25 protein-coding genes are annotated in these 26,011 nt (G+C 64.0%); 17 read left to right on the top strand and 8 right to left on the bottom strand.

Features of this window, described 5'->3' with window-relative positions:
• Positions 1 to 21: 21 nt before the first annotated feature.
• The gene (locus tag K9F62_20815; protein UJX41089.1) at positions 22 to 525 is read right to left on the bottom strand and encodes a hypothetical protein; all 504 of its coding nucleotides are present in this window, start codon (positions 523 to 525) and stop codon (positions 22 to 24) included.
• A gap of 102 nt (positions 526 to 627) precedes the next feature.
• Here K9F62_20815 and purM point away from each other — a divergent pair, with 102 nt between their 5' ends.
• Positions 628 to 1,692, top strand: coding sequence for a phosphoribosylformylglycinamidine cyclo-ligase (gene purM / locus K9F62_20810; protein UJX41088.1), 1,065 nt, complete (start codon positions 628 to 630; stop codon positions 1,690 to 1,692).
• A gap of 379 nt (positions 1,693 to 2,071) precedes the next feature.
• Here purM and K9F62_20805 read toward each other — a convergent pair whose 3' ends face one another.
• Positions 2,072 to 3,373: a radical SAM protein gene (locus K9F62_20805; protein UJX41087.1), complete on the bottom strand. Its 1,302-nt coding sequence runs from the start codon at positions 3,371 to 3,373 to the stop codon at positions 2,072 to 2,074.
• 82 nt (positions 3,374 to 3,455) lie between these two features.
• Positions 3,456 to 4,013, bottom strand: a complete 558-nt coding sequence (locus K9F62_20800) for a C-GCAxxG-C-C family protein (GenBank protein UJX41086.1) — start codon at positions 4,011 to 4,013, stop codon at positions 3,456 to 3,458.
• Between the two features lie 90 nt (positions 4,014 to 4,103).
• Here K9F62_20800 and K9F62_20795 point away from each other — a divergent pair, with 90 nt between their 5' ends.
• Positions 4,104 to 4,991, top strand: a complete 888-nt coding sequence (locus tag K9F62_20795; GenBank protein ID UJX41085.1) for a LysR family transcriptional regulator — start codon at positions 4,104 to 4,106, stop codon at positions 4,989 to 4,991.
• Positions 4,992 to 5,050: 59 nt separating this feature from the next.
• On the opposite strand, the gene K9F62_20790 is transcribed toward K9F62_20795, so the two are convergent.
• From K9F62_20790 to rplM, 3 genes are all read right to left on the bottom strand, one after another.
• Positions 5,051 to 5,482: a C-GCAxxG-C-C family protein gene (locus K9F62_20790; protein UJX41084.1), complete on the bottom strand. Its 432-nt coding sequence runs from the start codon at positions 5,480 to 5,482 to the stop codon at positions 5,051 to 5,053.
• A gap of 182 nt (positions 5,483 to 5,664) precedes the next feature.
• On the bottom strand, positions 5,665 to 6,057 hold the full coding sequence (gene rpsI, locus K9F62_20785) for a 30S ribosomal protein S9 (protein ID UJX41083.1): 393 nt from the start codon (positions 6,055 to 6,057) through the stop codon (positions 5,665 to 5,667).
• A 21-nt stretch (positions 6,058 to 6,078) separates the two neighbouring features.
• Complete coding sequence (rplM, locus tag K9F62_20780) at positions 6,079 to 6,507, bottom strand: 50S ribosomal protein L13 (GenBank protein ID UJX41082.1); 429 nt, start codon at positions 6,505 to 6,507, stop codon at positions 6,079 to 6,081.
• A gap of 158 nt (positions 6,508 to 6,665) precedes the next feature.
• On the opposite strand from rplM, the gene K9F62_20775 reads away from it, so the two are divergent.
• Complete coding sequence (locus K9F62_20775) at positions 6,666 to 7,925, top strand: HD domain-containing protein (GenBank protein ID UJX41081.1); 1,260 nt, start codon at positions 6,666 to 6,668, stop codon at positions 7,923 to 7,925.
• 83 nt (positions 7,926 to 8,008) lie between these two features.
• Here the strand turns inward: K9F62_20775 and K9F62_20770 are convergent, their stop codons facing one another.
• Positions 8,009 to 9,028, bottom strand: coding sequence for a class I SAM-dependent methyltransferase (locus K9F62_20770; protein ID UJX41080.1), 1,020 nt, complete (start codon positions 9,026 to 9,028; stop codon positions 8,009 to 8,011).
• 169 nt (positions 9,029 to 9,197) lie between these two features.
• On the opposite strand from K9F62_20770, the gene K9F62_20765 reads away from it, so the two are divergent.
• Positions 9,198 to 9,674 carry a CBS domain-containing protein gene (locus K9F62_20765; GenBank protein UJX41079.1) on the top strand — a complete coding sequence of 159 codons (477 nt, stop codon included), beginning with the start codon at positions 9,198 to 9,200 and terminating at the stop codon, positions 9,672 to 9,674.
• A 202-nt stretch (positions 9,675 to 9,876) separates the two neighbouring features.
• Here the strand turns inward: K9F62_20765 and K9F62_20760 are convergent, their stop codons facing one another.
• Positions 9,877 to 10,890, bottom strand: a complete 1,014-nt coding sequence (locus tag K9F62_20760) for an HD domain-containing protein (GenBank protein UJX41078.1) — start codon at positions 10,888 to 10,890, stop codon at positions 9,877 to 9,879.
• 392 nt (positions 10,891 to 11,282) lie between these two features.
• Here K9F62_20760 and mraZ point away from each other — a divergent pair, with 392 nt between their 5' ends.
• Genes mraZ through K9F62_20695 form a run of 13 tightly spaced genes read left to right on the top strand, consistent with a single transcriptional unit; the run spans position 11,283 to position 26,000 of the window.
• On the top strand, positions 11,283 to 11,741 hold the full coding sequence (gene mraZ, locus K9F62_20755) for a division/cell wall cluster transcriptional repressor MraZ (GenBank protein ID UJX41077.1): 459 nt from the start codon (positions 11,283 to 11,285) through the stop codon (positions 11,739 to 11,741).
• Between the two features lie 9 nt (positions 11,742 to 11,750).
• Entirely contained in the window at positions 11,751 to 12,731 is a 981-nt protein-coding gene (gene rsmH / locus K9F62_20750) for a 16S rRNA (cytosine(1402)-N(4))-methyltransferase RsmH (protein UJX41076.1), read from the top strand.
• Positions 12,732 to 12,741: 10 nt separating this feature from the next.
• Entirely contained in the window at positions 12,742 to 13,158 is a 417-nt protein-coding gene (locus K9F62_20745; protein ID UJX41075.1) for a hypothetical protein, read from the top strand.
• Positions 13,159 to 13,175: 17 nt separating this feature from the next.
• Positions 13,176 to 15,257 (top strand): PASTA domain-containing protein, encoded by a 2,082-nt coding sequence (locus K9F62_20740; protein ID UJX41074.1) that lies wholly within the window; start codon positions 13,176 to 13,178, stop codon positions 15,255 to 15,257.
• A 13-nt stretch (positions 15,258 to 15,270) separates the two neighbouring features.
• On the top strand, positions 15,271 to 16,734 hold the full coding sequence (locus tag K9F62_20735; GenBank protein ID UJX41073.1) for a UDP-N-acetylmuramoyl-L-alanyl-D-glutamate--2,6-diaminopimelate ligase: 1,464 nt from the start codon (positions 15,271 to 15,273) through the stop codon (positions 16,732 to 16,734).
• Positions 16,725 to 18,137, top strand: a complete 1,413-nt coding sequence (locus K9F62_20730) for a UDP-N-acetylmuramoyl-tripeptide--D-alanyl-D-alanine ligase (protein ID UJX41072.1) — start codon at positions 16,725 to 16,727, stop codon at positions 18,135 to 18,137. The genes K9F62_20735 and K9F62_20730 overlap by 10 nt, the downstream gene beginning before the upstream one ends.
• Complete coding sequence (gene mraY, locus K9F62_20725) at positions 18,134 to 19,210, top strand: phospho-N-acetylmuramoyl-pentapeptide-transferase (protein ID UJX41071.1); 1,077 nt, start codon at positions 18,134 to 18,136, stop codon at positions 19,208 to 19,210. The genes K9F62_20730 and mraY overlap by 4 nt, the downstream gene beginning before the upstream one ends.
• A 10-nt stretch (positions 19,211 to 19,220) precedes the next feature.
• Positions 19,221 to 20,546: a UDP-N-acetylmuramoyl-L-alanine--D-glutamate ligase gene (gene murD / locus K9F62_20720; GenBank protein UJX41070.1), complete on the top strand. Its 1,326-nt coding sequence runs from the start codon at positions 19,221 to 19,223 to the stop codon at positions 20,544 to 20,546.
• Positions 20,543 to 21,670 (top strand): putative lipid II flippase FtsW, encoded by a 1,128-nt coding sequence (ftsW, locus tag K9F62_20715; GenBank protein UJX41069.1) that lies wholly within the window; start codon positions 20,543 to 20,545, stop codon positions 21,668 to 21,670. The genes murD and ftsW overlap by 4 nt, the downstream gene beginning before the upstream one ends.
• On the top strand, positions 21,667 to 22,776 hold the full coding sequence (gene murG / locus K9F62_20710) for an undecaprenyldiphospho-muramoylpentapeptide beta-N-acetylglucosaminyltransferase (GenBank protein ID UJX41068.1): 1,110 nt from the start codon (positions 21,667 to 21,669) through the stop codon (positions 22,774 to 22,776). Before ftsW ends, murG begins: the two co-directional genes overlap by 4 nt.
• A 35-nt stretch (positions 22,777 to 22,811) precedes the next feature.
• On the top strand, positions 22,812 to 24,185 hold the full coding sequence (murC, locus tag K9F62_20705) for a UDP-N-acetylmuramate--L-alanine ligase (protein ID UJX43272.1): 1,374 nt from the start codon (positions 22,812 to 22,814) through the stop codon (positions 24,183 to 24,185).
• Positions 24,175 to 25,062 carry a UDP-N-acetylmuramate dehydrogenase gene (murB, locus tag K9F62_20700; protein UJX41067.1) on the top strand — a complete coding sequence of 296 codons (888 nt, stop codon included), beginning with the start codon at positions 24,175 to 24,177 and terminating at the stop codon, positions 25,060 to 25,062. Before murC ends, murB begins: the two co-directional genes overlap by 11 nt.
• Positions 25,059 to 26,000 (top strand): FtsQ-type POTRA domain-containing protein, encoded by a 942-nt coding sequence (locus K9F62_20695; GenBank protein UJX41066.1) that lies wholly within the window; start codon positions 25,059 to 25,061, stop codon positions 25,998 to 26,000. Before murB ends, K9F62_20695 begins: the two co-directional genes overlap by 4 nt.
• Positions 26,001 to 26,011 lie beyond the last annotated feature (11 nt).

Below are 26,011 nucleotides of genomic sequence, written 5' to 3'. Positions count from 1 at the left end.
TTCCCTCCTTGGTCGGAAGGTTTAAAACCCGCGTTTCGTCTGCCCATCCTCGGTTTGCCCGCTTTGCGGGAAAGACGTCTGGCCTCCGTAGCGACCGGTCTGGCCGGGCTGCCCCGTCTGGCCGGGCTGTCCGCCTTGCCGCATCATATTCCCGCCGTTGCCGGGAGCGCCCATCTGCCCCATGCCGGGCTGGCCGCCCACACCCGGCTGTCCGCGCCAGGGACCTGGCGCGCCGATCTGCGGGTACACGTAAATAGGTCCCATCTGCGGCTGTTGTTGGGCCGCTTTCGGGCGCGGCCGCACTTCCATAATGATATTGCCCTCGTCGTCGCGCCCCATGCGCATGTGGTCCACGGTCCCCATGTGGATGTCGCGGCGGGGCGGATCGTCGTCCACGTTCGAGCCCGGGGGCAGTTCGGGCGGCGGGCCATAGGTGGACGGCGGGGCGGAGTACTCCGACGAACCGCCGTCGGCCAGGGCGCAGGGCAGGGGAGAAGCGGCGAGAAGCGTGAGAACAGCGGCCAAGACACCCGTCCGGCAAAGGACCCGGCCAGGCTTCCCTTGAATTCGAGGCGCAAAGATACTATGGAATATCGTTTCCATTCGCAGTCCTCCAAGGAGCAACCCATGGCCGACAGATCGGCTCCCTACAAGGCCGCCGGCGTTGACATCGAAGCCGGCAATACCCTGGTCTCGCGCATCAAATCCATTGTGGCCGGCACGTACGGCAAGGGTGTCGTGTCCGATATCGGCGGGTTCGGCGGGCTTTTCAAGCTCGACTCCGAAGCCTACTCGGAGCCCGTGCTGGTGTCCTCCACCGATGGCGTCGGCACCAAGCTCAAGCTCGCCCATGACTTTGACCGCCACGATACCGTGGGTATCGATCTTGTGGCCATGTGTGTCAACGATATTCTCGTCCAGGGCGCCAAGCCACTTTTCTTTCTGGATTATTTCGCCACGGGCCGGCTTTCGGTCGATCTGGCCGAGCGGGTTGTGGCCGGCATCGCCGAGGGCTGCAAGGAAGCCTGCTGCGCGCTCCTGGGCGGCGAAACGGCGGAGATGCCCGGCTTTTATCCCGACGGCGTGTACGACCTGGCCGGCTTTTGCGTCGGCATCGTGGACAACGCCGCCATTGTCGACGGCTCGAGCATCGGCGTCGGCGACGTGGTCATCGGCATCGAATCCTCGGGGCCGCATTCCAACGGCTATTCGCTGATCCGCAAGATCCTCGACGCCTCGGGCCTGAGTGGCGACGACCCCATGCCCGAATCCGGCAAGACCGTGGCCGAGGCGCTGTGCGCGCCCACCCGCATCTACGTCAAGACCGTGCTCAACCTGCTGCGCGATTTCGAGATCAAGGGCATGGCCCACATCACCGGCGGCGGCTTCTACGACAACCTCAACCGGGTGCTGCCCCACGGCGTCGCGGCCCATATCCGTTTCGGCTCCTGGGACGTACCGCCGGTTTTCGACTGGCTGCGCGAGCAGGGGCACATGGGCTGGCCGGAGATGCTCCAGATTTTCAACTGCGGCATCGGCTACATGCTCGTGGTCGCCCCGGAAGTCGCGCCCGACGTCATGCAGCGCCTCAAAGCCCTGCACGAATACGCCCGCATCATCGGCCGCATCGAGATTCGCGGCGGCGACGAGGCCGAACAGGTGGTCGTCGAATTTCCCGACGCGGGCGCGTAGCGGCCGGCCGGCCTGCTACGGTGCTGCCTAGCCCCGCAGCAGGGGCTCTGCCCCTGCACCCCGCCGGGAGGCCGCGGGCCCCCCGGACCCCCCATCCGGTGTGCTTTGGCGGGACGGGGCGGGGATGGCTGGCGGCAGGTCGGAGAGTGAAGATGGCGGCGGAATTTGTCGGGACGGTGCATGTCGCTTTGCGACAAGCGCGTCCCAGACAAATTCCGCCGCCACCACGCCGTCGCCCCTTCGGGGCGAACGAAGAAATTTTCCCGTAGTCGTTAAAAAAAACTCTTCCTCCTTTGCCCCCCGTTAAAGTTTTTCGGGAGGGTGGGGGTCCGGGGGAGGGAACCCCTTTTTTCAAAAAGGGGTTCCCTCCCCCGGTTCCTCATTCGCCTTCTCCCTTCCCCCTCTCCTCCTGATACGGATTGAAATAGCCGAACCCCAGCCAGGGGCAGGCTTTGCGCAGGCGTTTGCGGAAGTTTTTGAGTCCCATGGAGGCGAGTCTGGCCGGGTTGGTCAGCGCGCCGCTGTCCGCCACGACCTTCATATAGAGTTGCGGGTCCAGGTTGAGGTTTCGCATCTGCACGAAATCCACCTTGTACGTGGTGATCAGTTCCGCGAGCTGGGCCAGTTCCGCTTCGGTATCCGAGACGCCGGGGAAGAAGAGGAAATTGAGCGAGACGAAGAGCCCGCCGGCCTTGGCCCGGGCTATGCTCTCGCGCACGTCGGCGAATGCGTAGCCCTTGGGGCGGTAGTAGGCCGCGTAGAGTGCCGGGTCGGCGCTCGACAGGCTGACCCGTATCGACGAGCCCCCGGCCGCGGCGAAGCGTTCCACGGCATCCGGCAGGCTGGCGTTGGTGTTGATGTTGACCGTGCCCCGGCCGCCGGCCGCCCGGAATCGGGCCACGGCCTCGCGGATGGCTTCGATTTCCGTCAGTGGTTCGCCTTCGCAGCCCTGGCCGAAGGAATAGATCGGCCGGCGCTCGTGGCGGCTGTGCTCGGCCATGATTTCCACGATCTCGGCCGGATCGGGGCCGAAGGCGATGCGGTTCTGGGTGGAGGGGAAGCCCGAATCCGGGGGCTGGAGCGACAGGCAGCCGATGCAGCGGGCATTGCACACCCGGGCCGTGGGCAGGGGGGCTTCGAAGCGGCCCAGGGCCAGGTTGCGCGCCGCCGGGCAGCAGGATGTCAGGGCGCAACCGCTCAAATGCTCGATCAGCCTGTTTTGGGGATATTTTTTCCGGAGCGCCTTGGCTCCCTTGACGATGCGGTCCTGGGGGATGCCGGAAAAGACCTGCCGCTGGTCTTTGTCCACCCTGGACGCGGCCACGAAGAACCGATCCCCGGAAAACCCCACCGCGCCATAGGCGAAAAGCGGCAGCACCGGCGCGTTGGGTTGGGCGGCATAGGCGGCCGTGGCCGAAAGGGTATGCCCCGGGCAGACGAACGCGGCCACGGCCCGCTCGTCCAGGCGCTCGATCTCCCCGGACTCCGCATCGAAGCCCAGGGCGTCCCGGCCGGGCAGCAGGAAAAGCTCGCTTTCCGGCGGCAGGGGGATCAGCTCGTCCGGACGCGGCGGCTCCAGCCGATCGCCCCGTCGCACCAGCATCTCCAGTTCGGGATGATCGTAGATATTGCCGGTCTCGTCGGCAAAGACAAGCATGGGGCGTGGTTTGTGCTCGGCCATTGCGGCTCCTCCGAAGGAAATGCAAACCCGGGTGGCCGCCTGTGGGGCAGGGGACCACCCGGGAGGATGTTGCAAAGCAGTATTATACGGGCTGTCTTTCCCCAAGGGAAGGGGAACCCGCCTGGAAGGTCGGACGGTCAATTTCGTCCGCCATCTCCGTGATCACATCATGGAGCAGACCGGCGGTTTCGGCAACCAGGCGCTTGCAGGCCGACCAGTTTTCCTGCTCACCGAAGGTTTCGAGCAGCGTCCCACAACAACTCGATCCATGAAGCGCGATGAATCGTTCCCGAAACACCGCCGCCGCGACGCAGGCCGCTTCGGAAGAGGCTTCCGCGTTGTCGCGCCCATAGGCGAACCCGAGCACCATGGTTCCCCCGGCCAGGGCGCCGCAAAGTTCCGCTTTCGAACGCGCGAGCCCTCCGCCAAAGCCGGTGGCGACACGGCTCGGTAAATCCGATGGGGTGATGCCGAGGCTGGCGGTGCCGGTGCGTACCAAGGTCTCGGCGCAGTTGAATCCCGAGGAAATGGCGTCAAAGGCGTACTGTTGCGTTTGCTTGCGTGTCATCGCGTTCTCCTTGCGGTCGCACCCCGTCATGCGCGCCAGGGGAATCCTTGGCTGGGCGGGTTTGACCGTCATTTATGATCTGGTTATTCTATTTATCTCTTTTGAAATCGCGTCCAATGATTCTATTGGATCGAAACGATCTGCCCAGCCGAAGGGATGCTTATGGAACTGCGGGATATCAAGACGTTCGTGGCCGTGGCTTCTCTGCTCAACTTCAACCAGGCCGGCAAAGTGGTGCACGCCGCCCAATCCACGGTGTCCATGCGGGTTCAGGCCTTGGAAAACGAGCTTGGAGTGCGGCTTTTCGATCGGCTCGGACGTCGGGTCGTGCTGACCGAGGCCGGAAAGCGACTCCTGGAATATGGCCGCAAGCTTCTGGATCTGGAAGAGGAGGCCCGGGCCTGGGTCGCGGGCGAATCATCTTGCGGCGCGCTGACGGTGCGGATGCCGGAGTCGCTTTGCACTTGGCGATTGCCCACCGTGCTCGGCCATTTTCGTGCTCGCTGCCCCGACGTGCGGTTGCGGCTCATTCCCTGCGCTTTCGACGGGTTGACCGAAGACCTGCGGCGGGGCGTGACGGATGTGGCTTTCGTCATGGCCGCAGATATGCCGCACCGGGATATGCAGGCCGCGTTTCTGGGAAGTGAGTCGCTGGTGGTCGTGGCCGCGACGGACGACCCGCTCGCCGGACGCTCAGGCGTCGGCCCCGATGCTCTGGAGGAGGGCTCGTTGCTTTTCGCCACCTCGGATTGCAGCTACCGGCGGCTTTTCGAGAGTCTCCTGGCCGAGGCCGGCTGCCGGCAACAGCCGGTCGTGGAATGCGGCTCCGTGGAAGCCGTACGGCATTATGTGATGGCGGGACTGGGAATCACGGTCATGCCGGAGATCGCCGTGCGCGCGGAACTGGCAGCCGGACGGCTGGCCGCCCTGGACTGGGAGGAGCCGCTTGAAACCGGTGTGCTCATGGTCTGGCACAAGGACAAGTGGATCAGTCAGCCCCTTGCCGTGTTCATGGATTGCTGCCGGCAATGGCTGATGGCGGAGGCGTGAGGGAACGACGCCAAAGGAAGGGGCGGCTCTCCCCGGGGTAGGGAGAGCCGACGTCCTTGCTAGCGCGACCGGCGTTGCTCCATGAGGGTTTCGTGCAGCATGCCGGCGGTACCTGCCACGAGGCGCTTGCAGGCGGTCCAGCCTTGCTGCGGTCCGAACCGGTCGAGCAGTTCCCGGCAACAACTTGAACCAAACCGTGCGATGAAACGCTTCCGGAAATCCGCCGCCATATCCAGTCCGACAGGGGGCGGCTGATCGGCCGCATCGCGACCGTAGGCCAGCCCGAGCGCCATGATCGAGCCGGAAAGGGCGCCGCACATCCCGTCATGGGAACGGCCGATGCCGCCGCCGAAACACGTGGCGATGCGCGTGGACACGCCCGCGTCGGCAAGGCCGAAATGGGAAATGGCCATATGGAGGATCGTCTCGGCGCAGTTGTAGCCCGTGGACATGGCCGAAAAGGCGGTCTGTTCGACTTCCTGCCGTGTCATGCGTTACTCCTTGCCCGGTGCGGGCGGGTGGGGGGCCCCCATCCGGAAGGCCCACCGTGCGAGGCCGGTGGACCGTTCGGGCCGGAGAGGGGAGCGCCCCGGAAGAGGGGACCTGCGGCAACGACAAAAGGCGGAGCCGCTTTCGCGGTTCCGCCTTGGATTGTCTCGTAATCGCCGCGCGATTAACGCTTCGAGTACTGGAACCTGGCGCGGGCGCCGCGTTGGCCGTACTTTTTACGTTCCTTTTCGCGGGAATCGCGGGTGAGCAGGCCGGCTTTCTTCAGCACGCCGCGCAGTTCGGGATCAAGCGTGCACAGCGCCCGGGAGATGCCGTGGCGCACGGCTTCGGCCTGGCCGGTCATGCCGCCGCCGGCCACATTGACCTTCACGTCGACGCGGCCGTCGAGCTTGGTCAGAAGCAGCGCCTGGCGCACGATGGCGGCCAGGGTGGGACGGGGAAAATATTCCTCGAAGGGACGGTCGTTGATCAGGATACGTCCGTTGCCCTTGTAGAGGCGGGTCCGGGCCACGGCGGACTTGCGGCGGCCGGTGCCGTAAAAGAATTCGTCACTCATGCTTGATCTCCGCAGGCGGTTTTACACGTCGAGGGTTTCGGGCTTCTGAGCCTCGTGGGGATGGGCCTCGCCGGCGTAAACCTTGAGTTTTTTCAGCATCGCCCGGCCAAGGCGATTCTTGGGCAGCATGCCCCGCACGGCCTTGCGGATGACCTCTTCGGGCTTTTTGGCCAGCATGTCGCGCAGGGAGGTTTCCTTGAGGCCGCCAATCCAGCCGGAATGGCGATAGTACATTTTCTTGTCCAGCTTGCGGCCGGTGGTCTTGATCTTGGCGGCATTGACCACGACAATAAAATCGCCGGTGTCCATATGGGGGGCAAATTCCGCCTTGTGCTTACCGCGCAGGCGCACGGCCACGGCGGACGCCAAGCGGCCGAGAATCTTGTCCGAGGCGTCGACCACGAACCAGTTCCGGTTGATATCTTTGGGCGTCGGGCTAAACGTTTTCATGACGGCTCCTCTGAGTTGCTCGAAAGACGAATTGTGTAAGCGGCCGGGTTGTGTTTGTCAACACCCTTTTTTCGCATTCCCCGGCGGCCGCGCCGGCTTGCCCTGGGATCAGCCCCGGGCTAGGCTGTCCGCGACGATCGAAATCCCAAGGAGTCTTCATGGTCAGCGTCCGCAAAAGTCTGCTCCAACTGCTGTTCGCCGGCTCGTTCATGAAGCGGTGGAACGACAAGCACCGTGGCATGGAACTGGTGGAGATCGACAAGCAGGCCCACAAGATGATGGTGGCCTGGATGCTCTACGAGCTCAACAGCACCCATCTGTCCGAACCCGAGCGGCTGACCCTGGGGCTCGATATCGTCGAGGGCGGCCTGTTCGAATACCTCTACCGGCTCGTCATCACCGACATCAAGCCCCCCGTCTTCTATAAGATAAAGGCGAAACCCGAGCATTACCGACAGCTCACGGCCTGGGTTCTGGAGCAGCTCGAACCGCGCGTGCGCGAATTGGGCGAGGATTTCTGGTCGCGGCTGACGACCTATTTCGCCGTGCCCGAGTCGGACGTGCCGGCCCGGCGCATCCTGGACGCGGCCCATCTGTATGCCAGCGGCTGGGAGTATTCCCTCATAAAGCGCGACAATCCCTGGGACGACGAGCTGCTCGAGATCGAATCGTCGTTTACCGACGGCCTGGCCCGGTTTGCCGACCTGCATGGGGTCAGGGAGCTCGCGGCCGGGCTTTTCGAGGGCCAGAAGACGCCGCTTGGGCATTTCGGCCGGCTGCTCGGCCAGTTGCGTTTCCAGACGCGCTGGTCCCAGACGCCGCGCATCCCGGAAACCTCGGTGCTCGGCCATATGTTTCTGGTCGCGGCCTACGGCTATTTCTTCAGCCTGGCTGTTGACGCCTGCCCGGCCCGGCGGCTCAACAACTTTTTCGCCGGCCTGGTCCACGACATGCCCGAACTGCTCACGCGCGACATCATTTCCCCGGTCAAGCAGTCGGTGGTGCAGCTTGGCGGCATGATCAAGGAATACGAGCGGGAGGAGCTGGAACGCCGAGTATTTTCGGTGCTCAAGCGCGGCGGCTATGCCGGATTGGCCGACCGGCTGGCCTATCTGCTCGGCATCGAGGTGGGTTCGGAGTTCTACGAGTCCGTGCGGGACGAGGCGGGGAGGGCGCGGCGTGTCTCGTCCGAGGAGCTCGGCGGCGCGTGCAACCTGGACGCCTTCGATCCCAAGGACGGGGAATTGCTCAAGGTCTGCGATTCGTTGGCCGCCTTCATCGAGGCCTATACGGCGCTGCGAAACGGCATCACCTCCGACCAGCTCCAGCAGGCGGTCTGGCGGCTACGCAACAAGTACGCGGCCACGACGCTGTTTAACCGGGTGCATGTGGGGGCGCTTCTGGCCGATTTCGATTAGATCCGCCGGGCAGGCCGGACCATGGGGCGTTCACGCATGGTTGCGGTCAACGGGGCCAACTCGGTATGGATTGGGAGTGAAAATTACAGGAAGTCATGGTTTACGAGGTGGGTAAGAAAATTGGAACAATTTCTCTGAATTGGAGACCGTTCCATTTGGGATAAAAGAAACTGTTTGCATATCTTGCTGCCCATTTCGGAAGGGTAGAGCGTATCGATAACGCCTCCTCCATTCTTGAACATGTCATTATAAATATAATAAGATAAAATAGAGTCATCAAAGAAAAATATATTTTCAGGAGATATGCATTTTTTGGATATCAAGAAATGACGGATAGTCTGATAGAAGGTGCTAAAAACAAAATACTTCCCATCCCGTTTCGTAACTTGGTCTGAATCGATAAAGCTATCAAAATTTAATCCTAAGAGTTTGCTTCCGAGCAAGCCTCGTTTCCCTTTGCCAATGTAAATGCTGTTTTTGTTAAAAACTGCGCTTGTAAAGCTGAGAAGATCTTCCGGGCCCATGCTCTCTTTGTTGAAAGATAACGACATGAATTCCAATGTCGTTGTATATTCGTCCATGGGGATTTGGGGGATATCCTCGCTTTTTTTAAAAATACAAAGTTTGTCAATTTGCTGGAATGCGCAAGCTGGCCAATTTCGTTTTAGTGTTTCAACGAAGGTATAGACTCCTGGGTGGAATGAGTCCACATCATGGAATAAAATGAGTCCCCCCTCCCTGACGCGCGGAGCAAGGGTCATAAAGTCCAAAAAGACGCCATCAAAACGATGGTCGCCATCAATATAGAGTAAATCAATATTAATGTCAGGATGATATCTTAAAAAATCAGGGGCTGTCCCTTTAAAAAAAGACAATTTTGACCTGTCAATGAGCGAATCATCAAGTGAATCGGCGATGTCAATGCAATAGAGCGAACTGGTTGGGGCTGTTTCAGTAAATATATATGCTGAGCCACCATAAGCGCTGCCAACTTCTATTATGATGCTTCCTTCTTGCAAAGAGGAGCCTGTACAGGCCAAGGCAAGCCGTTCATTTATTGTTGTAATGGACTTTGTCGACAATAGATTGAAGAAGTTAAACATATTGTTTTTTATGTCCATAATGCTTTAGTGGTGAAGATGTATCATGTGTATGATATCCCCATCGAGAAAGTCAATGAATTGGTTCGGAAAATCATCGGCCGCTGCACTATTTGTCAAATCAGGGTAAATAAGGCTACTCTGACGACAGATAATCAAACCGGAGAACACCATGATACGCAAACGCGCCTTTGACGCCTTGCGCGCGGACGTCCTTGTCGTCGACGCCGGGGAGTCCCTGGACGCCGTGGCCGACAAGCTGCAGGCGCACCTGGAAACGCGGCCCGACCTCGATGCCGTCGTGGTCCTGCGCCAGGGCCGGTTTCTCGGCATCGTCAGCCTGCGCACCCTGCTTTCGGACTTAAACGACTGCGCCCTGGAAGCGAGCCTGCGCACGAGCCTCGGCGACGACGATTTCGAGCAGACCTACCGCGACGCCTGCCGCCACTGCATGGCCCGCAAGGCCTTCGATGCCGCCCGCCGCGACATTCCCGTCGTGGCCCCGGCCGATCCGCTGCATCTGGTGCTCGACGCCATGATCAAGGCCGACAGCCGCTTCGCCGTGGTCATCGAGGGCGAACGCCTGCTCGGACTCGTGCCCCTGGCCGAGATATTTCGGGAAATGCGCCGCGAATGCGCTCCCCTTTGAGGAAGAGGGGAGGGAAGAAGATGAGAGAAAGCGATGCGAGAGGGGAAACCCTTTAAAAAGGGTTCTCCCCTCTCGCGCTCTCCCCTTCCTAAAGTTTTTACTTGTGAGGATGTGACGTCGGCGATTCACCCCTTTGAGAGTCTTTGGAAAGGGGGTCTGGGGGAAGAACCTTTCTGCAAGAAAGGTTTTCCCCCAGTCTTCTCTATTTCGGGCCGGCCAAAAGGCCGAGCAGGCGTTTGACGACATCGGCCGGGTAGCGCCGCCCGTCGTCCAGGAGCTTCTTGGCCGCCGTCAGCGGTTCCATGGCCGGGGCATAGATCCGCTTGGTGCGCATGGCGCAGTACGAATCCACCACTCCGGCCAGAAGTCCGGTTTCGGAAATGGCCCCCATGCCGAGCTTTTGCGGGTAGCCCGAGCCGTCGAGTCGCTCGTGGTGCTCGGAGACGCACCGCTCCATCTCGGGAAACTTGATGTCGAGACGCGCCAGCATCTCGTAGCCGGCCATGGTATGGCCGCGAATCTTCTGCATCTCGTCGGGGAGCAGCGGCTTGGTCTTGTCGCGGATCATCGCCGGCACCCGGGTCATGCCCAGGTCGTGGAGGAAAAGGCCGAGAATGGTCCGATCCAGGATCGTACGGGCGTTCTTGGCCTCCTTGAAGTTTTCCGACTGCCCGGAAAGAAAGAGGTAAAGTCCCATCAGCCCGCAGTTGACCGCGTGGTTGGGCAGGGAATGCACGCCGTGCACGCGTTTGGCCAGGGCCCTGGCCCGGTGGAAATCCTCCCAGACGTATTCGGTCAGCACCAGGACGTCCTCGCGCACCTTGTCGTAGACGAGCTGCACCGGCTGGTCGAAAAAGGCTTCCATCCGCCGGGTCAGGGCGATCTGAAAGATGTCCGCGATCTCGGATTCCGTCAGATGCTTGTCGAGCAGCACCAGATCGAGCTGGTAACTGATGTGCTTGACGTAGATGGGATGGTCGTCGCGGGAGACGAAGATGACGCCCGCGGCTACGAGCTCGGCCAGTTCTTCCGTTTGCTCTTTGGAGAGGCGCTCCCCCACCTTATAATAGGATGCGATGCGGCCGACGTTCTCTATGAAGCGGTAGATGGAAAGGGGAGGGCGAAACTTGTTGAAGCTTTGAAGAATGTCAGGGTTGATCTGGTAGTACTCCTCCTCCAGACCCGCCGGTACATCGAGATTCGGCCTGCTGCGCATGCTGCCCTTCCAGAGATAGCTCGTGCCGTCGTCGGCCGTTTTCCCTGGCCTGCCACAACCGCCAGGTGGTGATTTCGTCAAGGCTCTTGTTCCCTTACGGCCTGCCCGGCCTTCTGGCAAGACTTGCCCGCATCCTGGTGGTCACGCCGGCGGCATTTTCGGGCTGTCGGCCTTCCTGGCCGGCTGGGCGCCTAATGTCCTGAAATCCCACTCTCTTCGGTAAAAAAGCGGTTTTCCTCCCACATATTTACCACTTTGTCCCTGAAATCGAGGTGCAAAGGGCGGGCAGGTTTTTGTGGAACGGGTGGTTTCTTCTTGACACTCCGGGGTGAATGCGCCAGAAAATGTGGGAAAAGGTGGTAAGAAGTGGTGAACCGCCACTGCGAGGCGCCGTGTTCAGAGGGCATTCCTATCGCAGCCTGGACCCCAAGGGTCGGCTGATGCTGCCTCCCGAGTATCGGGAGGAGGTCTTGCGCCTTATGCCCGAGGGCCGGATCATGCTCACCAACAACTTCGATGGCGCCGTCACGGGGTATCCCATGCCCGCCTGGGAGGAGGTCGAAGCGAGCTTTCAGGCCGGCAACAAGCTGGACCCGAGGATTCGGGACCTGGAGCGGTTCTACATTTCCGGGGCCATGGAAGTGAGCCTGGACAAGCAGGGGCGCATTCTCATTCCGCCGTACCTGCGCACCTTCGCCCAGTTGGACAAGGAATTGGTGTTGGCCGGAGTGGGAGAGAAGTTCGAGATCTGGAATCAGGCCGCCTTCGAGGACCGCCGGCGACAGGTGGGGCTGCGTTTCGACGCCGACCTCGCCAATCTGGCCGCCTCGGGCGTGACGCTCAAGCTCTAGGGAGGTCTTGTGCAGCACGCTGCGACCCATATTCCGGTGCTTCTCAAGGAAGTGGTCGAATACCTTGGCATCAGGCCGGGGCTGAAAATTTTGGACGCCACGGCGGGGCTTGGCGGGCATATCAAGGGGATGCTCGAAGCTGCCGGGGGACAGGCGCAAGTGCTCGGACTCGACAGGGACAGGGAGGCCCTGGAAGAGGCCGGGCGCAGACTTGCCGCCTACGGCGACCGGGTGCGGCTAACGCGCACCCGTTACAGCCGGTTCCCGGCGGCCCTGGCCGAGGCGGGGTGGGAGAAGGTCGACGCGGCATTGGTGGACGCAGGGATGTCCTCTTTGCAGCTCGACGACCCGGAGCGCGGCTTCGGGTTTTTGACGGACGGCCCCCTGGACATGCGCATGGGGGCCGAGGACGGCGGGGAGAGCGCCGAGGGGCTGGTGAATCTGGCCTCGTTTGCACGACTTCGGGAGATCATCCGCAACTACGGCGAAGACCCCCAGGCCGGGCGTATTGCCCGGGCCATCGTGGCCGCACGGGAAAAAACGGCCATCACCACCACCGGGCGACTGGCCGAGGTGGTGGCGGCGGCCTATCCGGCCAAGTGGCGGGCCATGGCCCGGCAGCACCCGGCCACTCGGACCTTCCAGGCATTGCGCATGGCGGTCAATGACGAGCTTATGGAGTTGGAGGCATTCCTCAAGGCCATTCCGGAGTATCTCGCCACGGGCGGGCGGGTGGCCGTGATTTCCTTCCACTCCCTTGAGGATAGGCTGGTCAAGCGGGCCTTTCGCCTGGAAGCCACGGACTGCCTGTGTCCGCGCGAACAGGTCGTTTGCGTGTGCGGGCACAAGGCGCGTCTGGCCATCCTGACCAAAAAGCCCGTCATGGCCGGCGAGGAAGAGGTCGCGGCCAATTCGCGGGCCAGAAGCGCCAAGCTGCGGGCGGCGGTGCGGCTGCCCGATGCGGCACAGGCGACCGGAGCGGGGATATAAAGGAGGGGAGATGGGCGCATTATCGAAAGAATGGGCTATATCCATGGCCTTTAGCATCGTCCTGCTCCTGGTCTTCGGGCTGGGGCTGGTCTGGCTCAACATCGAGCGCGTGGACCTGGCCTACGAACTCAACAAGATGCAGCGCCAAATCGACGATGTCGAAACACTTTCGGCCAAGCTCGAGGTGGAGCGCAATACGCTAATTACGCCGTCCCGGCTGCGTGGGGTCGCCCGGGAATACGGACTTGGCCCGGCCCGCCCCGGCCAGATTCGGCGCGTGTCCCCGTCCGGGACCGTCGAGACGTCGCCGCTTTTGGCCACGGCCGAGGATCAGGACGGCCGGATCATGGCCAAGACCCCGGCCAAAGTCGGCGGCGAGACCTCGCCGTCCAAGACCAAAGGCCGCAAGGCCGGGCGGAAACCCTAGGGATGCCGGGTCCGGGCATGCGCAAGCCGAAAGTCGATCGCCAGCAGAAGACCGTGCGCGATTGGAGCCGGGTCAAGCTCACCTGCGTGGGCGTCTTTTTCCTGTTGGCCTGGCTCGGTTTGTGGTCCCGGGCCGGCTACCTCCAGATCGTGGTCGGTCCGGAGCTGGCCGAAAAGGCCCTGCGCCAGCATCTGGCCTCTGAGGTGGACAAGGGGGCCCGGGGCGAAATTTACGACCGGGGCGGCCGGCTCTTGGCCAAAAGCGTGGAGTTCGAGGCCGTGTTCGTGCGGCCCAAGGAAGTGACCGAGCCCGATAAGACCGCCGACTTTCTGGCCAAGGTGCTTCATATGAAGGAACAGCGCATCGCAAAAAAGCTGCGCAGCTCCTCCAACATGGTCTATCTCTCCTGGCGGGTCGGGGACCGCACTGCCGCCCGCATCCGCGAGGCCAAGTTGGCCGGCGTTTATTTCACCAAGGAATACGGGCGTTTTTACCCCAATGGGCACCTGGCCAGCCAGGTGATGGGGTTTGTGGGCGTCGGCGATGTGGGCCTCGAAGGCGTGGAAAAGGCCTTCGACAGCCGCCTGACCGGCCGGCAGGCCAAATACGTGGTCCAGCGCGACGCCTCGGGTCGGCGCTTCTTTTTCGATGCCCAGGGCCGGGAACTGGCCGACATCAACGGCCACGACGTGCGCCTGACCATCGATTCGCAGATTCAGTTCTTCGCCGAGGAGGAGCTGGAAAAGGCCGTCACCGACAACCACGCCAAGGGCGGCACCTGTCTGGTGGTCCACGTGCCCACGGGCGAAATCCTGGCCATGGCCAACTATCCCTTTTTCAATCCCAACGTGGGGCGCGGCATCAGCCCGCGCATCGCCCGCGACCACGCCGCCCTGGACGTCTACGAGCCCGGCTCCACCATGAAGCCCCTGCTCGTGGCCTCGGCCCTCCAGGAACACGTGATCAAGCCCACCTCCACCTTCAACTGTGAAAACGGCCGGTTTTCCTTCGCCAACAGGACCATCCGGGATACCCACTCCTACGGTGTGCTGCCGGTCAACATGATCGTGCGCGTCTCGAGCAACATCGGCGCGGCCAAAATCGGCCTGCAGCTCGGCGCGACGCGGCTGCACCATTATTTCGACCTGCTTGGTTTCGGCCGCCCGACCGGACTTCGCATCACCGGCGAGGCCAAGGGGCTCGTGCGGCCGGCGAAGGCCTGGTCGCCCATCGACGTGGCCACGGCCTCTTTCGGCCAGGGCGTTGCCGTGTCCCCGGTCCAGCTGGCTCAGGCTTACCTCATTTTGGCCAACGACGGCGTGTACAAACAGATCAAGCTCGTGGCCGACCCGCCCGACGAAAGGCCCGAGCGCACGCCCTACCGCGTTTTCGACGCCGATGTGGCCCGCACCGTCCAGTCCATGATGCGCGAGGTGGTCCAGGAAGAGCACGGCACCGGAAAAACGGCCCGGATTCCGGGCCTGGAGACCGGCGGCAAGACCGGCACCGCCCAAAAAGCCGGACCCCATGGCGGCTATGGCAACAAGTACCTGGGGTCCTACGTTTCCTTCGTGCCGGCCATGCATCCGGAGTATATCCTCATCGTGATGATTGACGAACCCGAGCCGAGTCACTACGGCGGGGTCGTCGCCGCGCCGGCCGTGCGCAACGTGACCTTGCGCATGCTGTCCTACCTTGGCCGCATGCCCGAGACCGTGCAGATGGCCAAGGCCCAGATACCGGACCAGATACCGGAACAGACGCCTGACCAGACGTCGGGCCAGACGTCGGGCCAGTCCCCGGCCAAGGAGCAGGCTGCGGCCGCGCCGGCCGTGAAGGAGCCGAGCAAGGCGGACAAGGATATTTTGGCCATCGCCGGCGGGGCCGCCGGCGACGTCAAGCAGGTTTCGGTCCAATCCGTGCCGAATTTTGCCGGCATGCCGTTGCGACAGGCGGTGGAAATCCTGGTTGGCAAGGGCATCGTGCCACGGCTCGAAGGCCAGGGGCTCGTGGTCTTGAAACAGAGTCCGGCTCCGGGCGCGCCCTGGCCCTCCGGCGAAAAAAACGAAGTCGTGTTGTGGCTTTCCAGGCCCTCCTGATGGTGAGGCGAGCATGATGGCAGATACGCGCAATCCGTCCCTGGACGCGTTGCTGGACAAAGTCCGCGAAGAGGCTCTTCCCGTGGCCGGGCATTCCGCCAAGGTCGCGTCCGGCGGTGTGTTCGTGGCCGCCTCGGGTACGGCCGCCGATGGCGCGCGGTTCATTCCCGACGCCCTGGCCCGTGGCGCGGCGGTGATCGTGGCCGGCCCGGGGACCACGCTTCCGGGCGGCAGCGCGGCAACGCTTGTCACCGTGGACGAGCCGCGAAAGGCCCTGGGGCTCCTGGCCGCTGCCCGCTTTGGCACCGACCGCATGGCCATGCCCGTGGTGGCGGTCACCGGCACCAACGGCAAGACCACGGTCAGCTACCTGATCGAGCGTCTGGCCACGGCCGCCGGCAAGAAGGTCGGCGTGCTCGGCACCGTGGCCTACCGCTGGCCGGGGGTGAGCCGGAACGCCTCGCTGACCACCCCGGACTGCCTGACCATCCACGAGAATCTGGCCGCCATGGCCGCCGCCGGCTGCGATCTGGCCGTCATGGAGGCTTCCTCCCATGCCCTGGACCAGGATCGGTTGGCCGGGCTTTCCTTCGCCGCCGGGGTGTTCACCAACCTGACCCAGGACCACCTCGACTACCACAAGGACATGGAGACCTATTTCGCGGCCAAGGCCAAGCTCTTTCGCGAGTATCTGCCCGACCCGGCCACGGCGGTGCTCAACTACGACGATCCCTTCGGCCTGCGCCTGCTCAAGGAATTTCCGACCGCCCTGGGCTACGGCCTCACCAAGGCCCCGGCTGGCTTCACCCGGCTCCTCGTCGGCGGCATCCGCTCCCACGACCGTGATGGGCAGCATCTCGGCGCCTGCTTTGGCGACGAGGCCTTCGAAGTAGTCTCGCCCATGCCCGGCCGGCACAATGCCGCAAACATTCTGGCCGCCATGGGCACGGCCCTGACCCTCGGCCTGCCCTACGAGACCTTCGGGGCCCTGGCCGATTGCCACGGCGCGCCGGGACGCCTCGAGCGCATTCCCAATCCCGCCGGGCTGACCGTTTTCGTCGATTACGCCCACACGCCGGACGCCCTGGAAAACGTGCTCGGCGCGGCCAGGGAATTCACCGCCGGCCGGCTTTTCGCCGTGTTCGGCTGCGGCGGCGACCGCGACCGCACCAAGCGTCCGCGCATGGCCGAAGCCGTATCCCGCTGGGCCGACGTGGCTGTCCTCACCTCGGACAATCCCCGGCACGAGGACCCGCTGGCCATTATCGCGGACGCCAAGCCCGGGCTGTCCGGAGCGCGCAAGGCCATCATCGAACCCGACCGGCGTCGGGCCATCGTCCTGGCCCTTGACGCCATGCGACACGAGGACGTGCTGGTGATCGCCGGCAAGGGACACGAAACCTATCAGCAGATCGGCGACGTGAAGCACCCGTTTTCCGACGCCGCCGTGGTCAGGGAGCTTACCGGATGCGCATGACCTTGTCCGATATCCTCGCGGCCACCAGGGCCGTCGGCGACGTGGGTGAACGCGGCAATCCCATCATCGAGGCCGTGCGTATCGACAGCCGGGCCGTCATTCCCGGCTGCCTGTTCGTGTGCGTGCCCGGCGAACGCTTCGACGGCCACAATTTCGCCGCCGAGGCCGTGGGCAAGGGCGCTGCCGCCGTTTTGGCCGACAGGCCCCTTACCGGGTTGCCCGACGGCACGCCGGTGCTGTTGGTGCGCGACACCGTGGCCGCCCTGGGCATGCTCGCCCAGGCCTGGCGCAAGCAGGTCGGGGCCAGGCTTGTGGGCGTGACCGGCTCGGCCGGCAAGACCACGGTCAAGGAGCTCACTGCCGCCATTTTGGGCAAGCTTGGCCCTACGGCGAAAAACTACAAGAATTACAACAACCGTATCGGCCTGCCGCTGTCCATGCTCGAAGCCTCCGACAAGGACGCGTATTGGGTCATGGAACTTGGCATCTCGCGGCCCGGCGAGATGGAGCCCCTGGCCGCCATCGCCGAGCCCGACGTGGCCGTGATCCACAATGTCGGGCCGGCCCATCTGGAGGCCCTTGGCGACGTGGCTGGTGTCGCGGCCGAGAAGACGAAGCTTTTCAAATACCTGCGCCCTGGTGGCGTGGCCCTGGCCTCCATGGACTATCCCGAACTGTGGGAGGCGGCCCTGGCCGTTTTCCCGCGCGTACGGGGGCTTTCCACCAAGGGGCAGGGCAAGGGGCAGTCCGCGCCGTACCGTGCCAAATATCTGGGCGCGCTGGCCGAGGGCCGGGGCCGGTTTTTTCTCAAGCTCGGCGAGCTGGAGATGGAAGTCGAAACGCCGCTGACCGGCGGCCATTTCGCCGAGAACATCCTGGCCGCCGCCGCCGCCGCCCATATCCTCGGGGCCGGGGAAAAGCAGATCGCCGCCGGGCTCGAAACGGCGGTCATGCCCGAGCAGCGGTTCTATTGCCGCCGGCAGGGCTGCTACACCATCATCGACGACACCTATAACGCCAATCCGCTGTCCATGCGCCGGGCCATCGCCGCCGCCGTGGAGGCCGCCCAGGGCAAGCCGCTGGTGCTGGTCCTTGGCGAGATGCGCGAGATGGGCGTCCATGCCGAGGCCGAGCACGCGAAGCTCGGCGAGGCCGCCGCGGCCAGCGGCGCCCAGGCCGTATTTTACCACGGCGCCCATGCCGACGCCGTGGGCGAAGGGCTGACTCGGGGCGGTTATGCCGGCCGGTTTGCCGTGGCCGACACCCCGGGCGCCTTTTGCGACATGCTGGCCACCATGGAACTGCGCGGCGGTGTATTCCTGTTCAAAGGTTCACGGTCCATGCGTATGGAGGAGTATCTGGCCGCCTTCACCCAGAGCATCCAAAAGGACCCCAAGGCATGATCTATTACCTGCTGGTGCCGCTGGCGGCGCATATAAGCGCCCTGAACGTCTTCCGTTACATCACGTTCCGGTCGATCGCGGCGCTGCTCACTTCCCTGGTCCTTTCCATCGTGTTCGGACCGCGCTTTATCCGCTGGCTGACCCGCCTCAAGTACGGCCAGTACATCCACGAGGACGTGGCCGCCCACCAGCGCAAGGCCGGCACCCCGACCATGGGCGGACTGCTCATCGCCTTTTGCATCCTGGTCAGCGTCCTGCTCTGGGGCGATCTGGCCAACGAATACGTCTGGATGACAATTTTCGTGTACCTGGGCTTCGGCGTCCTGGGCTTTATCGACGACCATGCCAAGGTGGTCAAAAAGCGCAACAAGGGGCTTTCGCCCAAGGCCAAGCTCCTGGGGCAGCTGATTATTTCGGGACTGGCCGCGGCCGTGCTCCTGTCCGATCCCGAATATTCCACCCGGCTGGCCGTGCCCTTTTTCAAGCACGTAAACCCCGACCTCGGGCTCTTCTATTTTCCCTTCGCCATGCTGGTCATGGTGGCGGCGAGCAACGCCGTCAACCTGACCGACGGCCTGGACGGCCTGGCCATCGGCCCCATGATCGTCAACGCCGCCATGTTCGCGCTGTTCGTCTACGTGGCCGGCCACGCCCAGATGGCGCGCTACCTGCAAGTCATGCCTGTTTCCGGTGTGGGCGAGGTCACGGTTTTTTGCGGGGCCATGGTCGGGGCGGGGCTCGGTTTTTTGTGGTTCAACGCCTATCCGGCCCAGGTTTTCATGGGCGACGTGGGGTCGCTGTCGCTCGGCGGGGCGCTCGGGTTTCTCGCCGTGCTGTGCAAACAGGAACTCCTGCTCATGGTGGTCGGCGGATTGTACGTGGCCGAGACTGTCTCGGTCATTTTGCAGGTGGGCTACTTCAAGATGACGGGCGGCAAGCGGATTTTCCGCATGGCTCCGCTGCATCACCACTTCGAGCTGATGGGTGTGCCGGAATCGAAGATCATCATCCGGTTCTGGATACTGTCCATCCTGCTCGCCCTGGTGGGGCTGTCCACCCTTAAACTGCGGTAGGCGATTTTCGATGCGTGACATGCTCCATAGTGATCAACTGCGCGGACACACGGCCGTCGTCGTCGGGGCCGGGTCTTCGGGCCGCGCCGCGGCGAAGCTCCTTGCCCGCCTCGGCGCGACCGTGCGTTTTCTGGAGAAAAACTCCAAATCCGTGGCCGACGATTTCCGGGCCGAGGCCGTGGAAGCCGGCTACGACCTGCGCGTCGGGGAGCATGGGCCGGCCGATTTCGCCGGCGCGGACATGGTCGTGCTCTCGCCCGGCATCCGGGCGGCGGGGCTGGCCGACTGCCTGGCCGCCTGTCCGGGCGCCCAGGTGCTCTCCGAACTGGAGCTGGCCTCCTGGTTCGTGACCGAGCCCATCGTCGCCGTCACCGGCTCCAACGGCAAGACCACCACCGTCATGCTCGTAAGCCACCTGCTCGAGGCGGCCGGGCGCAAGGTCTTTACCGGCGGCAACATCGGCACGCCGCTGTCCGAATACGTGCTGGCCGGCGATCCGGCCGACGTGGTGGTGCTCGAGGTTTCGAGCTTCCAGCTCCAGCTCGTCAAATCCTTCCGCCCCAAGGTGGCGGTGCTGCTCAACTTCTCGCCCAACCACTTGGACTGGCACGCCGACCTGGAAGAATACCTCTCGGCCAAGCTCAATATTTTCGCCGCCCAGCGCCCGGGCGATACGGCCATCCTGCCGCGGGACATGCGCGAGACCCTGGCCGGCCGTTCCTTTACCAGGGCCGACGTCACCTGGTTCGAACCCACCGGCCGCTTCGCCTGCCCAAGGCTTGCCGGCGCGCACAACCAGCAGAACATGGAAGCCGCCTTTCTGGCGACCCAGCCCTTCGGCGTGACCGAGGAGACGGCGAAAGTCGCTTTCGAGCGCTTCGCTCCGGCCCCGCACCGGTTGCAGATTATCGGCGAGAAGGGCGGGGTGCTTTTCGTGGACGACTCCAAGGCCACCACCGTGGCGGCCATGGAGGCGGCGCTTAGAAGCTTCGACCGGCCGGTGCGGCTGCTGTGCGGCGGCGTGTTCAAGGGCGGCGATCTGGCGGCGCTTTTGCCGCTGCTGAAAGAACGCGTCGCGGCTGTCGGGCTTTTCGGGGCCGGGCGCGAGGTGTTCGAGGCCGCCTGGGCCGGGCAGGTGCCGCTTTTTCATGAGCCCACCCTCGGGCCGGCCGTCAGGCGTCTTTACGCCGAGGCCAGGGACGGCGACGTGGTGCTGCTGTCTCCGGCCACGGCGAGCTTCGACCTCTACGACGGCTACAAGGCCCGGGGCCGGGATTTCCAGGACATTTTCGCCGGACTGCCCATGACGCCTGCTGCGGCGAAGGAGAAGCCATGAGCAGACTGCGCGTGGCGACGGCCGAAAACGCCAAAACCGGGGCCTTCGATTTGTGGCTCCTGGGCGCGACGCTCATGCTCGCGGGCCTTGGGCTGGTCATGGTCTTTTCCTCCAGCGGGGTTATGGCCGAGCGCCTAAACGGCAACCGCTACTTCTTTTTCCAGCGTCAGGCGCTTTTCGCCCTGGTCAGCTTCGGGCTCATGTGCATCTGCGCCTACATGCCGCGCAAGGTGCTCCACGGCCCGGTCTATCTGTGGCTTTTCGCCATCATCTTTCTGCTCATCCTGACGCTGGTGCCGCCTTTTTCGGTCCGGGCCGGCGGCGCGCGCCGCTGGATGCATCTGGGGCCGGCCACCTTGCAGCCCATGGAGCTGGCCAAGGTGGTGCTGGTCATGTACCTGGCCTATTTTTTCAGCCAGAAGCAGCAGATGGTGCGCTCGTTTTCGGTCGGGTTCATCCCGCCGGTCATCGTCACCGGCTTTCTCGGGCTCATCCTGCTGCTCCAGCCCGATTTCGGCGGCGCGGTCTTTCTGGGCATGCTCTTTTTCCTCATGAGCCTGGTCGGCGGCACGCGCCTGACCTACCTCGCCGTGTCCATGCTCTTCGGCGTCGGGGCCATGGGGCTGCTCATCGCCTCCTCGCCCTACCGCTTCAAACGCTGGTTCGCCTTTCTCGATCCCTTCAAGGACCCGCAAAACGTGGGCTATCAGCTCGTGCAGTCCTTCTACGCCTTCGGTTCGGGCGGCATCACGGGCGTTGGTTTCGGGGCCGGCAAACAGAAGCTCTTCTACCTGCCCGAAGCCCACAACGACTTCATCATGGCCGTGCTCGGCGAGGAGCTCGGCTTCATCGGCATCTCCATCGTGTTTATCTGCATCGGCATCCTGCTCTGGCGCGCCTTCAGGGTGGCCCTGGCCCAGGACGACCTGCGCGACCGCTTTACGGCCTACGGCATGACCCTGGTGCTGGCGCTCGGGTTTGTCCTCAACCTGGCCGTGGTGCTTGGCTGCGTGCCGCCCAAGGGCGTGGCCATGCCCTTTTTGAGCTACGGCGGCAGCAACCTGCTGTCCTGCTTCATTTGCGTCGGCATCCTGCTCAACCTTTCCCGGAGCTCCAGGACATGACGCGCATCGTGCTGACCACCGGCGGCACCGGGGGCCATATTTTCCCGGCCCTGGCCGTGGCCGAGGCCTTGCAGGCCGCACGGCCGGACGTCGGCATCCTTTTTGTCGGCGGGGCCGGCCCGGAAGGGCGGCTGGCCACCCAGGCCGGGCTGTCCTTTGTCGGGCTGCCGGCCAAGGGTGTTTTCGGCCGGGGGCTTCGCGCCCTGGCCGCGCCGGTGTGGATGGCCAGGGCCTTTGGCATGGCCATACGGGTGCTGCGCCAGTGGCGGCCGGACGTGGTGGCGGGCTTTGGCGGCTACGCCGGATTCGTGCCCGTGGCGGCGGCCAAACTGCTCGGCCTGCCCACGGTCATCCACGAGCAAAACAGTGTCCCGGGCGTGACCAACAAGATTCTCGGCCGCTTCGTGGACGCGGTCTGCATCACCTATCCGGATGAGGCGCGGGTGTTTCCGCCGCAAAAGACGAAACTGCTTGGCAACCCCATCCGGGGCGGCATCGCGGCAGGCGAGGCAGCCCGTCGGGAAGGGGGGGAGCGGCATCTGCTGGTCCTTGGCGGCAGCCAGGGGGCCAGGGCCGTCAACGACGCCGTCATCGACATCCTGCCGCGCCTGCTGGCCGCCGGCGTGTCGGTGCGCCTGCAAGCCGGCCGGGTCGATTTCGACCGCGTCGGCGAGCGCGTGGCCGCCATCCTGGCCAACCGCCCCCAGGGGGAGGAGCGCGGCGGGGTGGTCATCGAAAATTTCATCGAGGACATGGCCGAGGCCTACGCCTGGGCCGATCTGGTCCTGGCCCGGGCCGGGGCCACGACACTGGCCGAGGTCACGGCGGCGGGAAAGCCTTCCTTGCTCATTCCCTTTCCCTTTGCCACCCACGACCATCAGTCGGTCAACGCCGCGTTTCTGGCCCGGGCCGGGGCGGCCGGGGTCATTGCCCAGGCCGATCTCCCGAACCGCGACCTGGCGGCGGAGGTGACCGGGCTGCTCGGCGATCCGGACAGGCTGGCCCGCATGGGCGCGGCCGCATCCGCCGCCGCCATGCCGGACGCGGCTTCGCGCATCGCCGCCGTGCTCCTCGATCTGGCCGGGCGCAAGGGAGGCGCCAAATGACCATGCAGCAACACGTCCACTGCGGCGCCGGGGCCATGGGCACCAAGGTCCGCAAGATTCATATGATCGGTATCGGCGGTTCGGGCATGAGCGGCATCGCCGAAGTGCTCATCAACCTCGGCTACGAGGTCTCGGGCTCGGATCTGGCCATGGGCGCGACCGTCAAGCGCCTGGCCGGCCTCGGGGCCAACATCGCCATCGGCCATGGCCGGGAAAACCTCGGCGACGCCGACGTGGTGGTCAAATCCACGGCCGTGACCAATGACAACCCCGAGGTGGTCGTGGCCCGCGAACGCGGCATTCCGGTCATCCCCAGGGCCGAAATGCTGGCCGAGCTCATGCGGCTGCGAAACGGCATCGCCGTGGCCGGCACCCACGGCAAGACCACCACCACCTCGCTTCTGGCCACCATTTTCACCGAGGCCGGCTACGATCCGACCGTCATCATCGGCGGTCGCCTAAACGCCTACGGGGCCGGGGCGCGCCTGGGCCAGGGCGAGTACCTCATCGCCGAGGCCGACGAGTCCGACGGCTCGTTTCTGTGCCTGTCGCCCATCGCCTCGGTGGTGACCAACGTCGATGCCGACCACCTGGACCACTACGCCAACCTGGCCGCCATCGACGACGCCTTTGTGGATTTTCTAAACGGCATTCCCTTCTACGGGGTCAACGTGGTCTGCCTCGACGATCCGGGCGTGGCCCGGCTCCTGCCCCGGGTCAACCGTCCCATCCTCACCTACGGCGTCACCTCGCCGGCCCGGCTGCGGGGGAAGATCCTCGAAACCGGGGCGGCCAGCCGTTTCACCGTGACCCTGGACGGCAAGGAGCTCGGCGAAATGCGGTTGGCCCATCCCGGCCGCCACAATGTGCTCAATGCCTTGGGAGCCATCGGCCTGTCCCTGGAAGCCGGCATCGAGCTGCCGGTCATCGCCGCCGCCCTGGCCAAGTTCGGCGGGGTGGGGCGGCGCTTCGAACGCAAGGGCGAACGCGACGGCGTGGTGGTGGTGGACGACTACGGCCACCATCCGGCCGAGATCAGGGCCACCCTGGCCACGGCCAAGACTGTTTATCCGGACCGCCGGTTGGTGGTGGCCTTCCAACCCCACCGGTTTTCGCGCACCAAGGCGCTGTTCGGTGATTTCTGCACCTGCTTCGAGGCCGCCGACGAGCTGCTGTTGACCGAAATCTATCCGGCCTCCGAAGCGCCCATTCCGGGTGTGAGCGGCGAAAGCCTGGCCCAGGGCATCCGGCAGGTGAGCAAGACCAACGTGTCGTATTACCGCGATTTTCCAGCCATGGAAGAAGCCCTGCCCGGCATCGTGCGCCCCGGCGACCTGCTGCTGACGCTTGGGGCCGGCAGCGTGTGGCAGGTGGGCGTGCATTATCTGGAGGCGGGTGGTGGCGCTTGAGGTGAAACCCGGGCCGGTTCTTGCGGCCCGCACCACGTTGCGCCTGGGCGGCCGTGCCCTGGCCGAGGTCGTTTTGACCGACTTGGAAGACGCCCATGGCTTGGCCGAGGCCTTGGCCCGGCTCGGTGGGACGCCGCTGATCCTTGGCGGCGGCAGCAACATTTTGGCCGCTGACGGGGAGTTGCCGCTGGTCGTGGTTTCGGCCAGCCTTCGCGGCGAGCCCGAGACCTTGCGGGATCGCGCCGCGGGCAAGGTCCGGGTGCGGGTTTTGGCCGGGGTCAAGCTCCAGCGGCTGGTTGCCTGGCTGGCCACCCAGGGCCTGTCGGGACTTGGCGGGCTTATCGGCGTGCCCGGCACCGTGGGCGGGGCCGTGGCCGGCAATGCCGGGTCCTACGGCGAGGCCATGGGCGATGTGCTGGCCCGGGTGTGCCTGTGGACGCCGAAGACGGGCGTGGCCTGGCTTGACCGGGACGCCTTTTCCACAGGGTATCGCCGGTTTTCGCCCAAGGGCGTGGCCGGATTTTACCTGGTGCTGGCGGCGGAGATTGACTGCGAGCCGCGCGAGCCGATCGACATCCGCCGGGACATGGTGGCCTGCCTGACCAAAAAAAAGGCCAGCCAGCCCATCACCGCGGCCACGGCCGGCTGCGTGTTCAAGAATCCGCCCGGGGCGTCGGCTTGGCAGCTCCTGACGGAAGCGGGATTTAAGGGAAAGCGGCTCGGGAATATGGCGTTTTCGGATAAGCATGCCAATTTTTTGGTAAATTGTGGTGGGGGAACAGGGGGGGAGGCATTTTCGCTGCTCGAATCGGCCCGAAAGGCCGTTTTGGCGCGAAGCGGTCAGGAACTGGAACCGGAAGTGAGGATCGTGCCATGAACGTCAGGGTAGGAGCGCTGTCGGGACTTGGGGGAGGCTCGTCAAAGCGTCGCCGCAACGGCTATTCGGGTGCTGCACCACGGGTGACGGTCAAAAGCCGTGTGGTGAAGTCCAAGGGTAACCGCAACCGTAACAACGTGCGCGGCGAGTGCTCGCTGCACATGCCCACGGTGAGCCTTGGCGGCATGGGCCGGCTTTGCACCCGGGTTTTTTCCATGGCCCTGATGTCGGCTCTGGTCCTGGCCGTGAGCGTGGCCCTGCTTGCCGGATACCGCTGGCTGACCACGGTCAACTACTTCGCCTTGCAGCAGGTGTCCGTCACCGGTTGTTCGCGCCTGTCCGAGGAGCACATCCGCGAGGTGGCCGGACTGACGCCGGGAGTCAACGTGCTGTCGCTGTCCATGGACCGTATGCGGGCCGATCTGGCCCATGAACCCTGGATCGACGCGGTGACCGTCAAGCGGGTGCTGCCCGGGACGATTCTGGTGGATGTGAAGGAAAAAAGCCCTTCCTATCTTGTGCAGTATCAAGGAACACTCTATTACGCCGACGAAGGTGGACGCATCATCGACAAGGTCGAGCCCGGGCAATTCGTTTCGCTGCCCCAGATCGAGGTCGAGGCCGGCATGGAGAAGCATCTGGCCCTTCTGGCCGATTTGCGGCGGGCCGTGGCCGAACATCAGGTGCCGTTCGATTTCGGGCAGATCGCCTGGTTGCGCCTCAGTTGGGGCAGGGGACTGGAAATTCGTTTGATGGACCCGGGGATTTTGTTGTGCCTGGGCTCCAAGCAATGGAATCGCAATCTTTCCCGGATGAATCTGGTCTGGACCGACTTGCGCCGGCGGGGGGAGCTGGGCTCGGTCGGGCAGATCACGGCCGAGGGGGACAAGGTTTGGGTGGAGAAACGCGGCAATTCGGGGGATGCGCCGCAAGGCTAGGGGAGCGTTCC

This window comes from Desulfovibrio sp. JY, from assembly GCA_021730285.1.
Classification (GTDB): Bacteria; Desulfobacterota; Desulfovibrionia; order Desulfovibrionales; family Desulfovibrionaceae; genus Solidesulfovibrio.
Note: the sequence above shows the minus strand (reverse complement) of the source record. Positions and strands in the feature narration are given on the sequence as shown.

Excerpts from the sequence above, each read along its gene's own strand:
- purM (UJX41088.1), top strand. The coding sequence starts at position 628 with ATGGCCGACAGATCGGCTCCCTACAAGGCCGCCGGCGTTGACATCGAA.
- K9F62_20805 (UJX41087.1), bottom strand. The coding sequence starts at position 3,373 with ATGGCCGAGCACAAACCACGCCCCATGCTTGTCTTTGCCGACGAGACC.
- K9F62_20800 (UJX41086.1), bottom strand. The coding sequence starts at position 4,013 with ATGACGGTCAAACCCGCCCAGCCAAGGATTCCCCTGGCGCGCATGACG.
- K9F62_20795 (UJX41085.1), top strand. The coding sequence starts at position 4,104 with ATGGAACTGCGGGATATCAAGACGTTCGTGGCCGTGGCTTCTCTGCTC.
- K9F62_20790 (UJX41084.1), bottom strand. The coding sequence starts at position 5,482 with ATGACACGGCAGGAAGTCGAACAGACCGCCTTTTCGGCCATGTCCACG.
- rpsI (UJX41083.1), bottom strand. The coding sequence starts at position 6,057 with ATGAGTGACGAATTCTTTTACGGCACCGGCCGCCGCAAGTCCGCCGTG.
- rplM (UJX41082.1), bottom strand. The coding sequence starts at position 6,507 with ATGAAAACGTTTAGCCCGACGCCCAAAGATATCAACCGGAACTGGTTC.
- K9F62_20775 (UJX41081.1), top strand. The coding sequence starts at position 6,666 with ATGGTCAGCGTCCGCAAAAGTCTGCTCCAACTGCTGTTCGCCGGCTCG.
- K9F62_20770 (UJX41080.1), bottom strand. The coding sequence starts at position 9,028 with ATGTTTAACTTCTTCAATCTATTGTCGACAAAGTCCATTACAACAATA.
- K9F62_20765 (UJX41079.1), top strand. The coding sequence starts at position 9,198 with ATGATACGCAAACGCGCCTTTGACGCCTTGCGCGCGGACGTCCTTGTC.
- K9F62_20760 (UJX41078.1), bottom strand. The coding sequence starts at position 10,890 with ATGCGCAGCAGGCCGAATCTCGATGTACCGGCGGGTCTGGAGGAGGAG.
- K9F62_20745 (UJX41075.1), top strand. The coding sequence starts at position 12,742 with ATGGGCGCATTATCGAAAGAATGGGCTATATCCATGGCCTTTAGCATC.
- K9F62_20740 (UJX41074.1), top strand. The coding sequence starts at position 13,176 with ATGCGCAAGCCGAAAGTCGATCGCCAGCAGAAGACCGTGCGCGATTGG.
- K9F62_20735 (UJX41073.1), top strand. The coding sequence starts at position 15,271 with ATGATGGCAGATACGCGCAATCCGTCCCTGGACGCGTTGCTGGACAAA.
- K9F62_20730 (UJX41072.1), top strand. The coding sequence starts at position 16,725 with ATGCGCATGACCTTGTCCGATATCCTCGCGGCCACCAGGGCCGTCGGC.
- mraY (UJX41071.1), top strand. The coding sequence starts at position 18,134 with ATGATCTATTACCTGCTGGTGCCGCTGGCGGCGCATATAAGCGCCCTG.
- murD (UJX41070.1), top strand. The coding sequence starts at position 19,221 with ATGCGTGACATGCTCCATAGTGATCAACTGCGCGGACACACGGCCGTC.
- ftsW (UJX41069.1), top strand. The coding sequence starts at position 20,543 with ATGAGCAGACTGCGCGTGGCGACGGCCGAAAACGCCAAAACCGGGGCC.
- murG (UJX41068.1), top strand. The coding sequence starts at position 21,667 with ATGACGCGCATCGTGCTGACCACCGGCGGCACCGGGGGCCATATTTTC.
- murC (UJX43272.1), top strand. The coding sequence starts at position 22,812 with ATGGGCACCAAGGTCCGCAAGATTCATATGATCGGTATCGGCGGTTCG.
- K9F62_20695 (UJX41066.1), top strand. The coding sequence starts at position 25,059 with ATGAACGTCAGGGTAGGAGCGCTGTCGGGACTTGGGGGAGGCTCGTCA.